This is a genomic window from Micromonospora sediminicola, assembly GCF_900089585.1.
Taxonomy (GTDB): domain Bacteria; phylum Actinomycetota; class Actinomycetes; order Mycobacteriales; family Micromonosporaceae; genus Micromonospora; species Micromonospora sediminicola.
Genome location: NZ_FLRH01000003.1, coordinates 2,974,089 through 2,988,016, shown reverse-complemented (window position 1 = coordinate 2,988,016; position 13,928 = coordinate 2,974,089). Strand labels below are relative to the sequence as shown.

Annotated in this window: 8 protein-coding genes; 2 read left to right on the top strand and 6 right to left on the bottom strand. The window is 69.3% G+C overall.

The window, feature by feature from the left end; all coding sequences use genetic code 11:
- Nucleotides 1-53 precede the first annotated feature (53 nt).
- The 4 genes from GA0070622_RS14365 to GA0070622_RS14350 form a co-directional block, all read right to left on the bottom strand.
- The gene (locus tag GA0070622_RS14365; RefSeq protein ID WP_091573751.1) at nucleotides 54-1,400 is read right to left on the bottom strand and encodes a condensation domain-containing protein; all 1,347 of its coding nucleotides are present in this window, start codon (nucleotides 1,398-1,400) and stop codon (nucleotides 54-56) included.
- Nucleotides 1,397-4,651 (bottom strand): non-ribosomal peptide synthetase, encoded by a 3,255-nt coding sequence (locus GA0070622_RS14360; protein ID WP_091573750.1) that lies wholly within the window; start codon nucleotides 4,649-4,651, stop codon nucleotides 1,397-1,399. Before GA0070622_RS14360 ends, GA0070622_RS14365 begins: the two co-directional genes overlap by 4 nt.
- A complete protein-coding gene (locus GA0070622_RS14355; RefSeq protein WP_141684575.1) occupies nucleotides 4,648-7,215 on the bottom strand; it encodes a non-ribosomal peptide synthetase in 2,568 nt (855 codons plus the stop codon). The genes GA0070622_RS14360 and GA0070622_RS14355 overlap by 4 nt, the downstream gene beginning before the upstream one ends.
- A gap of 153 nt (nucleotides 7,216-7,368) precedes the next feature.
- Nucleotides 7,369-8,424 carry an amino acid--tRNA ligase-related protein gene (locus tag GA0070622_RS14350; RefSeq protein ID WP_091573748.1) on the bottom strand — a complete coding sequence of 352 codons (1,056 nt, stop codon included), beginning with the start codon at nucleotides 8,422-8,424 and terminating at the stop codon, nucleotides 7,369-7,371.
- A gap of 578 nt (nucleotides 8,425-9,002) precedes the next feature.
- Here GA0070622_RS14350 and GA0070622_RS14345 point away from each other — a divergent pair.
- Both GA0070622_RS14345 and GA0070622_RS14340 read left to right on the top strand, forming a co-directional pair.
- On the top strand, nucleotides 9,003-9,488 hold the full coding sequence (locus GA0070622_RS14345) for an ArsR family transcriptional regulator (RefSeq protein WP_245666279.1): 486 nt from the start codon (nucleotides 9,003-9,005) through the stop codon (nucleotides 9,486-9,488).
- Nucleotides 9,481-10,752 carry an MFS transporter gene (locus GA0070622_RS14340; RefSeq protein WP_091573747.1) on the top strand — a complete coding sequence of 424 codons (1,272 nt, stop codon included), beginning with the start codon at nucleotides 9,481-9,483 and terminating at the stop codon, nucleotides 10,750-10,752. The genes GA0070622_RS14345 and GA0070622_RS14340 overlap by 8 nt, the downstream gene beginning before the upstream one ends.
- A gap of 500 nt (nucleotides 10,753-11,252) precedes the next feature.
- On the opposite strand, the gene GA0070622_RS14335 is transcribed toward GA0070622_RS14340, so the two are convergent.
- Nucleotides 11,253-12,299 carry an FUSC family protein gene (locus GA0070622_RS14335; protein WP_245666277.1) on the bottom strand — a complete coding sequence of 349 codons (1,047 nt, stop codon included), beginning with the start codon at nucleotides 12,297-12,299 and terminating at the stop codon, nucleotides 11,253-11,255.
- Between the two features lie 395 nt (nucleotides 12,300-12,694).
- Complete coding sequence (locus GA0070622_RS14330; RefSeq protein ID WP_245666275.1) at nucleotides 12,695-13,891, bottom strand: RICIN domain-containing protein; 1,197 nt, start codon at nucleotides 13,889-13,891, stop codon at nucleotides 12,695-12,697.
- Between the last annotated feature and the right edge of the window lie 37 nt (nucleotides 13,892-13,928).

Genomic DNA, 13,928 nt, shown 5'->3' with positions numbered 1-13,928 from the left:
GCGACGGAACGGATCCGGAAGGTCGATGGGTCGGCGGCCGCGCGTCGAGGCCGTCAGCTCGCGTCGATCCGGCTGTCGGGGTCGGCGGCGATCGCCATCAGCGAACGGACCAGCTCTTCGGCCAGGGCATCCATCCGCGCGGCCTCGAACGCGTCCGAGCGGTATTCGATGGTCCCGGCCAGCCCCTGGGGCTCACCGTCGTCGGCGAACTCCTCCTCGAGCACCACCTCGATGTCGAACTTGGCCGCCGTGTTGGCCCTTTCCTGGTATTCGAAGTGCACCGGACCCATGTCCAGCGTGGGTTTGGCCTGCTCCTCGACCCGGAAGAGAACTTGGATGAGCGGGCTGCCGACTCGTCGCCGCCTCGGATTCACCGCGGCGACCACCTTCTCGAACGGGGCATCCTGGTTGGCGAAGGCGCCCAGGTCGACCTCTCGAACCCGCCCCAGCAACTCGGTGAACGTCGGGTTCCCCGAGGTGTCGGTACGCAGCACGACCGTGTTGGTGAAATAGCCGACGAGTTCGTTGAGCGCTTCGTCGGACCGTCCGGAGACCACGGTGCCCAACGGCAGATCGGTCGCACCGCCGAGCGTGGTGATGGCAGCAGCGAGAGCGGCGTGAACGACCATGAACATCGTCGCGCCGGTTCGCTGCGCCTGTCTCGCCATGCCACGGTGGGTGTCCGCGTCGACTCGGAAGCTCCGGGTGCGGATCGGACCCGTTGCCCTCGTACGCTGGTCAGCCGCCAGCCCGGACTCCTGTGGCAGCCCGCCCAGCCGGTCTCGCCAGTAACACAGTTGGCGGGCTACCAGGCTGTCCGGATCGCGCTCGTCGCCCAGGAGTTCGTGCTGCCACAGGGCGTAATCGGCGTACTGCACGGGCAGCTCCGGCCAGTGGGGAGCGACTCCGACCGATCGAGCGGTGTAGGCCCGGCTCAGATCCCGGCAGAAGATCGCCTCCGACCAGCCGTCGAAGGCCACGTGGTGCACGACCAGAACCAGCAGACCGCGACCCGGGTCGACGCGCAGCACCTCTCCGCGGAGCGGAATGTCCGTCCTCAGGTCGAATCCCCGGGTGGCGAACACCTCCTCGGCCTCGTCCGCCTTCTCGTCGCTGGTCCGAACGCAGACGAGCAGCGGACCCAGATCGGCCAGGGACATCACCCGCTGTTCCGGGACACCATCGGTTTCCGGCAGCACGGTGCGCAGGCTCTCGTGCCGCAGGACGACGTCGCACAGGGCCTGCTGTAGGGCGAACTCATCCAGGTCCCCGGAGAACCTCCACACCAACCGGACGTGATAGGAGGTGTCGGACGGGTACAACTGGTTCAAGAACCAGAGCCCACGCTGGGAGAATGACAGTGGGATGATGCCCTGGCTCCTCTCCTCGGTTGCCGTCACAGCAGCTCTCCCTGGCGAGTCCGGCGCCGCAGTTTCGGGCGCGAGGAGTGCCTGCGGCCGGCCAACGTGCTCGCAAGACCAGCCACGGTCGGCGCGTCGAAGAGGTCGCGGACCGACGCTTCGGCGCCCATCACCGTGCGGATGCGGTTGAGCAGTCGGGTCGCCATCAGCGAATGCCCGCCCAACTCGAAGAAACTGGCGTCGGCGGCGACCCGCTCGACTCCCAGGACCTCTCCGAACAACGCGCACAGCTGGTGCTCCTCCGGGCTCGACGGCTCCTGGCCGCCGCCGGAGTAGTTCGGGGCGGGCAGTGCCCGCACGTCGAGCTTGCCGTTGCCGGTGAGCGGCATCTCCTCCAGTTGCACGAACGCGGCGGGCACCATGTAGTTGGGCATGGACTCTTCCGCCGCAGTCCTGAGCGAGGAGACCGGAACCTGGTCGTTGGCGGTGAAGTAGGCGACCAGCCGCCGGTCGCCGGGCCGATCCTCCCGAACGATGACGGTCGCCTGGTCGACCCCGGGCGCTGACCGGAGATGGTGCTCGATCTCGCCGAGCTCGATCCGGAATCCGCGGATCTTGACCTGGCCGTCGGCACGGCCGAGGAACTCCAGCTCCCCGTCGGAGTTCCAGCGGACCAGATCGCCGGTGCGGTACATCCGCTGCCCCGGTGAGCCGAAGGGATTGGGTATGAACCGTTCCGCGGTCAACGCCGGGCGGCCCGCATATCCCCGGGCGAGGCCGGCGCCGGCGACGTAGAGCTCGCCGGTCACCCCGGCGGGCACCAGCGCCAGCCTCTCGTCAAGCACGTAGACGAAAGTGTTGATCAACGGCTTGCCGATGGAGGCGCGACTGGACGGGCCGGTCACATCCGTGTCCAGCATGGCTATCGACACGTCGTCGGAGCATTCGGCGGGGCCGTAAACGTTGGCCAACGGCACTCCGGGCACCTGCCGATGCCACCGGCTGATCAGGTCCGGCGGCAATTCCTCACCGTGGGCCAGCATCAGCCTCAGTCCGGTCATACTGCCGGCCAGCCGGGGTGCTTCCTCGCACGCCTCCAACATGGCCCTCAGCAAGGACGGGACGACCTGCAGGATGGTGACGTCCTGGTCGGCGCAGCAATCGGCCAGTGCGACCGGATCACGAGCGAGGTCGTCGTCGACCGTGTGGACGCGGCCTCCGACGGCCAGGAGGGTGAGGGCCTGCCACACCGAGACGTCGAAGGTCAGGGGCGCGTTGAACACCAGCACATCGTGCTCGCCCAGCTTGTACAGCTCGACTATCGCTCGCAGGTGGTTGGCCAGACCCCGGTGCGGCACCAGGACGCCCTTGGGCCGGCCGGTCGAGCCGGAGGTGAACACGGCATAGGCCAGCTCGTCCCGGCTCGGCCGGTGAGCGAGCGTGGCGGGATCGGCGAGGCCGGAACCGGGCGACAGGACCCGCACCGGAAGCCCGGCGGACGCGGCGACCGACTCGGCCCGGTCGACCAGGTCGGTCGCGGCCAGCAGCAGCCCGACCCGCCCGTCCTCCAGCATCTGCGCCGCCCGGGAGATACCCGTGCTCGCGTCGACCGGCATGAACCCACAGCCTGCGCCGAGCACACCGAGCACGGCCGCCACGTACCAGGGCGTCCGATGGGACAGCACCGCCACCAGAGTGTCCGGCCGGGCACCGGCGGCCACCAACTCGTCGGCGATCCGGGCGGCGGTCCCGGCCAGCTCACGGTAGGTAAGGTGATCCTCTCGGCCGGAAACGGCAACGGCCGCCGGCCGTTGCTCGGCGATCTGCCGCACCAGCATGGGCAGATCCAGCGACGGCTCGTCCGTGACCGGCCCGTTCCACTGCTGCAACTGCATGCGCCGTTCGGCGCTGGTGAGGAGGCTGAGCCGGCTGATCGGCACGTCCGGATCGACCGACACCGCACTCAACAATCGCAGCAGACGAGCGCCCAGCTGCGTCACGGTGGCGGTGTCGAACAGATCCGTCGCGTACTCGAGGACGATTCGCACGCCGGCGTCATCCCCGCTGCTCTGCTGGAAGAAATCGACGGACAGGTCGAATTTGGCGGTGTTGACCGGCTCCGGGAGCGAGGCGCTCACCACGCCCGGCAGCCGCAGCTCATTCGCGGCCTCGCCGTCGTGAAAGGCGAAGAAGACCTGGAACAGTGGATGGTAGGCGCTCGATCGCTCCGGTTTCACCGCTTGCACGACGCGTTCGAAGGGCACGTCCTGATGCGTGAAGGCGGCCAGGTCGGCGTCGCGGACCCGTTCCAGCAGGTCCGCGAAGCTCGGGTCGCCGGACAGGTCGGTGCGCAACACCAGCGTGTCGACGAAGAAACCCACCAGCGGTTCCAGTGCGCGGTCGGTGCGCCCAGCGAACGCGGTGCCGAGCACGGTGTCCTGGCCAGCACCGTACGCGGACAGGACCGCCGCCAGCGCCGCGTGCAGCACCATGAACAGCGTGCAGCCCCGCTCGGCGGCCAGCTCGGCCAGCTCATCGTGCAATCTCGGTGGGATGGTCAGTTCGGTGGTGCGGCCCCGGTAACTGGCCACCGACGGTCGCGGCCGGTCCAGGGGCAGGCTGATCAGCTCGGGAGCTCCGTCCAGCGTTTCGGTCCAGTACCGGAGTTGCTTGGTGGTCAGCTCGCTCGGCTGCTGGTCCGTGCCCAGTAGCGCCTGCTGCCAGATCGTGTAGTCGACGTACTGGACCGGCAGCGGGGCCCAGTCCGGAGCCGTGCCCGCGATACGAGCCCGATAGGCCGTGGACAGGTCGCGCGCCAACAGTCCGAACGACCAGCCGTCGCAGGCGATGTGGTGGACGAACAGGGCCAGGTGATTCACCCGAGGACCGCTGGTCAGCAGCGCGGCCCGAAAGGGAGGGTCGTCCTGCAGGGCGAACTCGATGTCGGCCAGTTCCTGGACGACGGCCTCGACCTCGGCCGCGGCGACGGAGCGTACGGTCAGCGGTGTCACGAGGACGGCCGGGTCGAGTACCTGCTGCGCCGGTTCACCGGCCTCCTCCGGGAAAATCGTGCGCAGGGTCTCGTGCCGGGTCATCACGTCCCGTAGCGCCTGGCCGAGCGCTTGCTCGTCGACCGCGCCCTCCAGCCGCCAGAGGAAGGTCAGGTTGTAGGCCGACCCCGATTCGCCGTAGCGGTGCAGGAACCACATCCGTCGCTGGGCGAAGGAGAGCGGAATCCGTGCGGGCCGGTTGGCCCGCACGAGCGCCGGCCGCTCGTCAGTGGCGGTCATCGGGAACCGTCGCCGGATCCGAGCAGGCCGGAGACCGGCGTACCGTCCAGATGCCGGGTCGGGCGCAGCGGTACGAGATCGGGGTCCTCCGACAGCCGCTCACGCACCAGGGCGGCCATGGCCACCGGCGTCCGGGCGCTCAGCACCGAGGCCATCGAGAGTTCGGTGCCGAACGCTTCCTTGACCCGTGAGACCAGTCGCATGGCGTGCAGGGAATGCCCTCCGAGGAGGTAGAAGTCGTCGTCGGGAGAGATGGGCTCCATGCCGAGCACGTCGGACCAGATCGCCAACAACCGCTGCACGACCGAGTCGTCGGGACCGACCGACGCGGTGGTGCTCACCTCGATCGGGGGCAGGGCGTCCCGGTCGACCTTGCCGTTGCGGGTCAACGGCAGGGCATCGACAAACTGCCACGCCGTCGGCACGAGTGCCGGTGGAAGGTGACGCCCGAGCGCCTTCCTCAGTGCCTCGGCCTGCACGCTGCCGTGCCCATCACCACGGACGACGTAAGCGTCCAGGTGGGTGGCCAGCCCGCGGTCATCCCGGCGGGCGACAACGGCGGCGGCCTCGACACTGCGCTGACGGAGCAGCAACATCTCGATCTCCTGCGGCTCAAGCCGATAGTCGTGCAGCTTGACCTGGTCATCCAGCCGGCCCAGCACCTCGACGCCGGCACCGGGCACCAGGCGGCCGAGATCTCCGGACCGGTACTGCCGTCTCCCGCGCTCGCCGAAGCCGTCCCGTCCGGCCTGCACCTCGTCGAGATAGCCGATTCCCACCCCGGGGCCGGAGATGATCACCTCTCCCGGCACCCAGGGTGGGAGCGGGAGACCCGAATCGTCGACCACGGTCAGTGCGCAACCGCCCAGGGTCGTTCCCACCGGGACCGAGGCGCACCGCGGGTCGGCCGGAAGCCGCACCAGCTGGCAGGACGCGCCGATGGTGGTCTCGGTCGGGCCGTACTCGTTGTAGACGCGCAGTCGGGGACTCAGCTCGGCCACCCGCTCGACCAGACCCGGCGGAAGCGGTTCACCACCCAGCACCAGCACCTCGGTCGGTAGCCAGCCGCGCGCGTCCGCTGTCTCGGTGAGAAGCGCCGACATCTGCGACGGCGCCATCTTCAGCGCCTCCACCGGTCGGTCGCTGAACTCGGCGGCCAGCAGCTGCGGCTCGGCGGCACGGTCCGCGCCGACCAGCCGTACGCATCCGCCACTCGTCAGGGGAAGGAAGACCGCCGTGTACGAGAGATCGGCCGCCAGCGTGGAGACGGCGGCGAAACTCGCCCGGTCGGGCAGCTCCAGTTCCAAGCGGCTGGCGGCAGCATAGTGGGCCAGCTCGGCATGCCCGATGACCACGCCCTTGGGCACTCCCGAAGTGCCCGACGTGAACATCACATAGGCCACGTCCGCGCCGCTGACCAGCCTCGGTCGGAAGGTGACGGTCGACGGCGGGCAGGCAGGAAGTGAGACGACATCAACCGAACAGGAGAACTGCTCGACGGTTTCCGGAACCAGCACCAGGCCGGGATCCAGTTGCCGCAGGATCGCCTCTGTCCGGCCCCGGGGCCAGACCGGATCCAGCGGAACGAACGCCGCACCCGCGAGCCAACAGCCCAGGATCGCCGCCGGCGTGCCGACAGTCGCCGGGACCAGCACTGGCACCTGATCACCCGGGCGGATCCCGTGATCGTGCAGCATCGCCGCGATCAACTCGGCCCAAGCCGCCAGCTGGCGGTAGCTGATCACATCCGCACCGCAGCGGACTGCGGGAGCATCGGGAACGCGGTCAGCCTGCCGAAGAAATCGGAGAAGCACCGGATCCTGCTGCGCCGGCTGCGGTGGCGGCTGTTCGACCTGATCGGTCAGGCGCAGTCGACCGACGGCCCGGTCGGGATCCGTCAGCACATCGGCCAGCAACAACTCCAACGCTCGTGCGTACGAGACCAGATCTGATTCGGCCACCCCTCCGCCGGTCGCGGCGATGATCAACGTCAGCTCGGCCGGGCCCGCCCAACAATCCAGGTGCAGCCGGCCGGGGGACTCGCCGAACTCGGCCGGTTCCAGCTCCACGCTGTGCGACGAGGAATTCCTCTGGTATCGGAACGAGGTCTCGGGCCGGTGTGCGGGGCCGCTCAGGTGCTCGTCGGCGGCGGTCGTCGCCAGCGCGTTCTCGGCGGCTCGGGCGGCCAGGGCGAACGCGGCCTCGGCCGCAATCGGCAGGCGCACCAGGACCGGGTGCCCGAGAGGCCCCGAAGTGGGCCGCAGCTCCGGGGCCGCCGGGCCGTCGGTCACCACCGAGATCGGCTGGTTCACGGTACGGGTGTAGCGCGAGCGCAGCGACGCCCATGCGGCGAGAAGCAACGCGCGCTCCTCGATCTCCAGCCGATGGGCCAGCGTACGCAGGGCGGAGAGTGTGGCGCCGTCCGGCTTGATCAGGACGGTCCGCGTGTCGTTGCCGGACGCTTCGCCCTCGACGGGGTTCAGGAACGGCAGGACCGCGGAATCGGAACGCGGATCGGCCGGCGGTTCCGCCCGCCGAAGCTCCTCGTCCAGCCGGACCGGCACATCGGCGTACTGGGATGCCCCGTCCGGGGCGGTGTCCGGCGTGCGGCGCCGGGCCGCGGAACCCAGAGGTGACGGTGTCGCCAACGAACCCTCACAGTGGTCGAGTGCGGACGAGGAGTCCAGCGGATACGGACGGACGGACCGCGAGCGGCGCTAGGGCCTGACCACCGCGTCAGGCCAGTCCTCGGGCTCGTCGATGCGAGAGATCAGGGGCAGGTCCCGGATGTCGTCGTGGTTGAGGACCCACATCAGAAATCGGTCGATCCCCATGCCGAATCCCGAGGTCAGCATCGGGAGTTCCTGCTTCATGCGGACGTACCACGCGTACTCGTGCTCGTTGACGCCATGCAGCGCCATGGATCTGCGCAGTCGATCGGCATCGGTGTGCCGCTCGCCGGAGCCGACCACCTCGCCGATGCCGAAGAACAGGTCGGCGGCCCGGGCCGTCCTGAACTGGTCGTCGCCGGAAGCCTGGTAGAACGGCACCGCCAGACTGTCGAAGTGGTGCACCCAGAGGAACTCGCTGACCCGGTCCAGCAGCAGCCGCTCGCCCTTGCGGGTGAGCGTGCGCCACGTACCCTCGTCGCGGACCGCGCCTTCCACGTCAGCGACGCACGCGACGGCCTCTTCGAACGTCAACTGCTCGAAGCTGGCCGCCTCCACCATTCTGACCAGATGGGAGACATCACCTCGGGCCGCCTCCAGCCGCCCACCGACGGTCTCCAGGACGGCACCGGCAAGCGCCTTGACGTAGCCGGTCACGTACACGATCAGGGCATCCAGATCCCCAGGGATCTCGGCCTCGCTGTGCGCGTACTGCCCGAGATGAGTCTTGTCGGGTTGCTCCCCCCGGAACGACGGCATGATGGTGTAGCAGCCGCCGGGGGCGACGCGACACCCGTACTCAAGGGCGAACTGCATGGAATCGGCGAGGTAGGTGCGTACCCCGCCCACCGTCACCGGCACCGGCTCCGCGTCGCTGCCCAACGCGGTCGGGCACGTCACCGTTCGCGTGGTGATCGGGAGGAAGAGATGCTTCAGACCCTGGGCAGCTGCATAGCGGACGGTTTCCGTGTGGACGACATCATGGAGGTCGGCGATCAGGCCGTACCAATCGGACCGCAGATCCTTTATCACCGTCGAGGGATCGTTGTAGTCACGATGTGCCGGCGGATCGATGGAGACGTACGTGGTATCGAACGGCGTCACAGACCAACCTCTTCAATCGTCATTGCAAGGGCGCGTTCAGTCGGTGGCAGCATTCGCCGCGGACGAGTTCAGGGAATCTCTCGCACTGCATCCTCCAACATGGATCTTACGGCACGGTCGTCGATCCATGGGGCCCGTCCCGGCCAGGCGATCTTGTCGCCGGAGGCGCCGGCAGGGCAGTTGCGTAGTCGATTGAAGGCGGTGTGAGCAGGGGTTTCGGGTCGATAGCTCGCGATGCGCCCCCGCCCGCCACGGCCACCGAAGGCGACCAGCAGGCCCGCCCGCTGTCGGCGTACGACACCACCACCGGCACCGCCCTCACCCCGGTGCAAAAACGGACGCAGCCCGACGAAATTCCACAAAACATCCATAAGACTAAGACCCAATTTGTCGACGACACCGGTCGGCCGCCGTGGTGCGTATCCGGGCTGGCCTTTCCCGCGAGACGCAGTCGAGCAATACCTTCGCAGTGGATGCCCCACCGGTCTCGTATGCGACAGCCGCGACGGCTGACCGGCCGACGGGCGCCCGACGGAAGTCAGTTGCCATAAATGCCTTTCTGAAGCATTCTCTAGCGTGTGACCCGGCTCGATGACAACGTTCCGAAGTGCTCATTCCACTTGCGACAGCTCGCCAAGTACGGGTTCGCTGAACGTGCGGCCGCAGCGGAGAGTCGAGAACGGCCCCGGCGGGCCACCGCGCGAGACACCTCCTGGGACGACGATTCGGACGATCCGGCCATGAAGGCCGCCACCGACCAGCTCGACGGTGTGATGCTCGCCCTCCTCGTGCGACGCGCGCGGGACTACCTCGCGGTCCGCGGCGACGAGCCCGTCGAATGGCGGACCGCCGCCGGCTTCGGCGACGCGCTGCTGCACGTCACCGCCGCTGAGCCGCGTGGGCTCACGGAGGAGATCGAGGGGCTGCTGGCCCGGCACGACGAACGGGTTGCCGACCCGGCGAGACGCCCGCCCGGGTCGCGCCCCGTGCAGATCATCCAGATGGCGGTGCCGCGTAGGCCCGTACCCGTCGAAGGGCAGCGAGCGGGGACGGATCGTGACTGAACCCCTGGTCCGGGCAGATCCGGCACCCCCGCGCCGGCCGCGCATCCCGAGGCTGCTCCAGCAGCCGTACTTCCGCCGCTACTGGTCCGCCCAGACCGTCTCGCTCTTCGGCGACCAGATCACCATGCTCGCCGTGCCGCTGCTGGCCGTGCTCGCGCTCGGCGCCGGACCCGCCGAGATGGGCTACCTGACCGCCGCCTCGCTGCTGCCGAACCTGCTCTTCTCACTGCCAGCCGGCGCGTGGGTGGACCGCTACCCGCGCCGTCGTCAAGTAATGATCGTCGCCGACCTGGGCCGGGCGGGCCTCCTGCTGGCCGTGCCGCTGCTGTGGTGGACAGACGCACTGAACCTGCCGCTGCTCTGTGTCGTGGCCTTCCTGATCGGGATCCTCTCGGTGTTCTTCGAGGTGGCCCACAGCAGCCTGTTCGCCAGCCTGGTCCGGCGGCAGGACTATGTGGACGCCAACAGTCTGATCAGCGCCAGCAGAGCCATGTCCGACGTGGCCGGCCCGAGCATCGGCGGCGTGCTCGTGCAGGTGCTCACCGCTCCGGTCGCGCTGGTCGCCGACGTGCTCACCTACCTGACATCGGGTGTCTTCCTGACCCGGATAAAGGTCACCGAGCGTCCCGCACAAACCGGCCCCGGCCTGGGCATGGCCGCCGGCGTGCGCTACGTGGCCCGCTCCGCGGTGCTACGCGCGGTCCTGCTCGGCGCCACCACGCTCAACCTGTTCAACTACATGTTCGCCGCACTCTTCGTGCTGTACGTGACCACCGAGCTCGACGTCTCCCCCGGCCTGCTGGGCCTGATCATCGGGGCCGGCTCGTTCGGCGGATTCCTCGGCGCGGCCGTCACCGGCCCACTCAGTCGCCGGATCGGCATCGGCCCGGCAGTGATTCTCGGTCTCGTCGTCTTCCCGGCCCCACTGATCCTGGTACCACTGGCCGGGGGACCGCGACCGCTGGTGCTCGCGCTGCTGCTCACTGCCGAGTTCGTCTCCGCCCTGGGCGTCATGATCCTCGACATCACCGCCGGATCGGTGCAGATCGCGGCCACACCGGAGACGATGCTCGCCGTGGTCTCCGGTTTCCGGCGCACCGTCAACTACGGCATCCGGCCCGTCGGCGCGCTGATCGGCGGCGCGCTCGGCGCCACGATCGGGGTCCGCCCCGCCCTCTGGATCGCCAGCCTCGGTGCCCTGCTCGGGGTGCTCTGGGTCGTCTTCTCTCCGCTGCGTACGATGCGCGATCTGCCGGAGGAGTGAGGAACCCGCCGTGGCCGGTCCGGCCGACCGGGACGGGCGCGGAGATGCCGTTGTCGGCCAGGCGTTGGGCGAAGCGCAACTCGCCTTCCTGGAGGTGACCAACGCGTGGACGAGGTAACTGGCGACCTCGCCCGGGGTGGTGCCATCGTCACCACCCGCAAACGCAAACGGTGCACGCTGAAGTGGATCTCAGCGCGCACCGTGGGCCTATGGGTTGTGTCCGAGGGGCAACACAAACCGTTACCCCACCGCTGATGACGCTCAGCGAGACTCTGAAGCTCGCGCAAGTCTAGCTGCGGTCTCGGCCTCCTCGGATCCGCGCGACACGCGTCAGCGGGCGCAGGACGGTGTGCAGCAGGGCGCCGGCCGTCTCGCTGACGGCACCTCTCGCTGTCAGGACGTCGGCAGCGGAGAGGTGCGTTGGCTCCACACTCCCGACAGCAGGCCGCGCCCGCCCGCGCCGCCCACCGGCGAGGGCTGGACGTCGTCCGGCGGACGGCTCACGTGCCCGCGCCCCCGGTGTCGGCAGCGCCGTGGATGATTCGGTTGGCCTCCGGCGGTGGGCATCCGGTCGCGCGCAGAAGGTCACTCGCGGCCGTCCGGAGGTCGGCCGCGAGTCCGTTGCCGTAGGTGTGCAGTCCGCCGCGCCGCGAGACGCCCGCCAACTCCGCGGACTGCCGGGCCAACTCCCTGCTCTGCCGATGATCGCCGCCGGAGCGGCTCTCCCGGCGCAACTGATCGACGGCGCTCGCGAGCCGGGCGATCGCCCGGGGCAGCGACGGGGAGATCGACTCGCCGTACTGCCACGCGTTGGCCGACCAGCGCGAGACGCCGCGCGCGTCCACCACGAGACGCTCCAGGTGCTCCGCGGTGTCCGCGTACCGGTGGAACTGCTGCCGGCGGTGCCAGCGGATCGGCGCGAGGGTGACCACCTCGCCGGCGCCGGCTAACGCCTCGTGCAACCGACCGAGATCATCGTCGAGGTCACGCAGGTCGTCCAGCACTCGTACCGGTGCGTCCGCGTCACCGTCGGCCAGCGCGCGTGCCACCGCATGGAGCTGTCCCGACAGCGCGTTGAAGATCGGCGCGCTGGCCCGGTCCACGATGCGCAGCGGGTTGACCGGCAGCAGCAGGGTGACCACGACGATGCCCACGATCGCGCCGACGAGGGCATCGAGGATCCGCGGCAGCTCCAGCCCGCGTTCCTTCGGGGCGAGCGTGGCGATCAGCACCGCGGTGCCGCCGGCCTGACCGACGAGCGCGCTGCCCCTGCCGGACAGCAGCAGCGCGACGGCGATCGCCAAGGACACCATCACCCCGGTCTGCCACGGCCCTGAGCCGATCAGCAACCGCAGCCCGTCGCCGACGGCGATGCCCAACCCGACACCGGCGAGCAGTTCGAAGGTACGCCGCGCCCGTTGCCCGATCGCGGTAGCGATCGTGCCGACCGCCGCCGCCGGGGCGAAGACATGCGCTCCCGGACCCAGCAGACGAGCGGCGAGCAGGGCAGCGAGAACGGCCGCCAGCCCGGCCTGCACCGAGATCACCAGGATGACCTCCAGCTGACGCAGTCGAACCCGGCCGGCGGCCCGCCCGCGCCGCTCCGCCCCGACGACGCCGCGTCTGCCACTGCTGGAGATGGGTCGCGTCGCCGGGCGCCTGCTGCTCGCCGCGATCCAGGGCGCCCCCCCCAGAGGCACGAACTCATCCGCGTTCCCTGCGCGCTACGGGTGCGCGCCTCGACGGTCGGCCGCGATCGGGATGTCTGCGCACCTGGAGTTACATGATCAGGTCGGCCTGGTGCGGTCCTCGGTCATCGTCGCGGGGCGCCGCCGGCGAGACGACGGTAAGCCGATGTCGACGCTGCTGACCGCCCGGCACCGCGAGCACCCCGGGGCCGGCCGTCCGACCGGTGCCGGGGTGCTCCGACAGATGACGCCGGTCAGCCCAGCCGCCACTGTTGGTTGCCACCGAGCGGGCGGCCGCACTCCCAGATCTGCAACCGGGTCCCGTTGGCCGTGCCGAGCTCGGTGGCGTCCAGGCACTTGCCCGAGTTCGGGTTCACGATCGAGCCGTCACCGCTGACGATCCACTGCTGGGCACCGTTGTTCAGACACGTCCAGAGTTGCACGACGCTCCCGTTGGCGGTACGCCCGCCCGAGACGTCCAGGCACTTTCCTGAGTCGACGCTGACGAACGTGTTTCCGACGCGACGCCACTGCTGGTTGCCGTTGTTCGGGAAGCAGTCGTAGAGCTGCACCGGGGTCCCGTCGGCCTTGCCCCATCCGGCCACGTCGACGCAGCGGTTGGAGGCCACCCCGCGGATGACGGAGGTGCCGCCTCCGCCGCCACCACCGCCGCCTGCGGCGTTGCCGTTGACGTTGAAGTCGAAGAGGTTGACGGCCAGGCCCGCACCGCCGATCCAGGGCTCGAAGCCGGCCTGAACGCTCGTCATGTACCAGCTCGTGTTGATCTTTCCACGGCCGACGGAGTCGTTGATGAAGGACTTCAGGCTGAAGTTGGCGAACGTGTTGCTCGGCGTGGTCCGTACGTAGGAGATGACGTTCCAGCCGATGTTGCCGAACCACACGTCCCAGGTGCCGCCCTCGATGGTGACGGTGGCGATCCGGCTGCCGATGGGTTGGGGGCGGCCGCGATGGTTGGTCCAGATCATCAGTTCGGCGCCGTAGTTCTGTCCCGGCGGGTTGGGACTGGCGTCGAACCACAGGTCGAAGGCCGCGTCCCACTCACCGGAGTTGGGGGTGCTGATGTTGAACGTGGCTCTCGGGTTGGTCAACCCGGTCACCCGGGCCGGCAAGCCGCTGTTGGCGGTGCAGGCGCCGTAGTGGCAGCCGGCGTAGATGGACGGGTAGGAGGCCGGCGGGCCACTGGTGGAGTTGTTGTGGTCGGCGCGGGTCACCGTGAAGCCGGCGTTCGACACGTCGATGCACTGGGTGGTGCTGGCACCCCAGCGGTTGTTCTGCACGATGTACCGACCGCTCTGGACCTGGGCGGTGGCGTACTGGTCGCACAGCAACGGGGCGGCGCTGGCCGGGGCCGCGCTGACCGCCAGCAGCGCGGTGGCCGCGGTGACCACCAGCCCGGCGGCGGCGGCGAGTGGGCGGAATTGCCAGTTCAATGGATCCTCCTCGGTGAGACGTGGGCAGTCGCGGTGA

Coding starts and splice junctions, on each gene's coding strand:
- GA0070622_RS14360 (WP_091573750.1), bottom strand. CDS start 4,651: ATGACCGCCACTGACGAGCGGCCGGCGCTCGTGCGGGCCAACCGGCCC.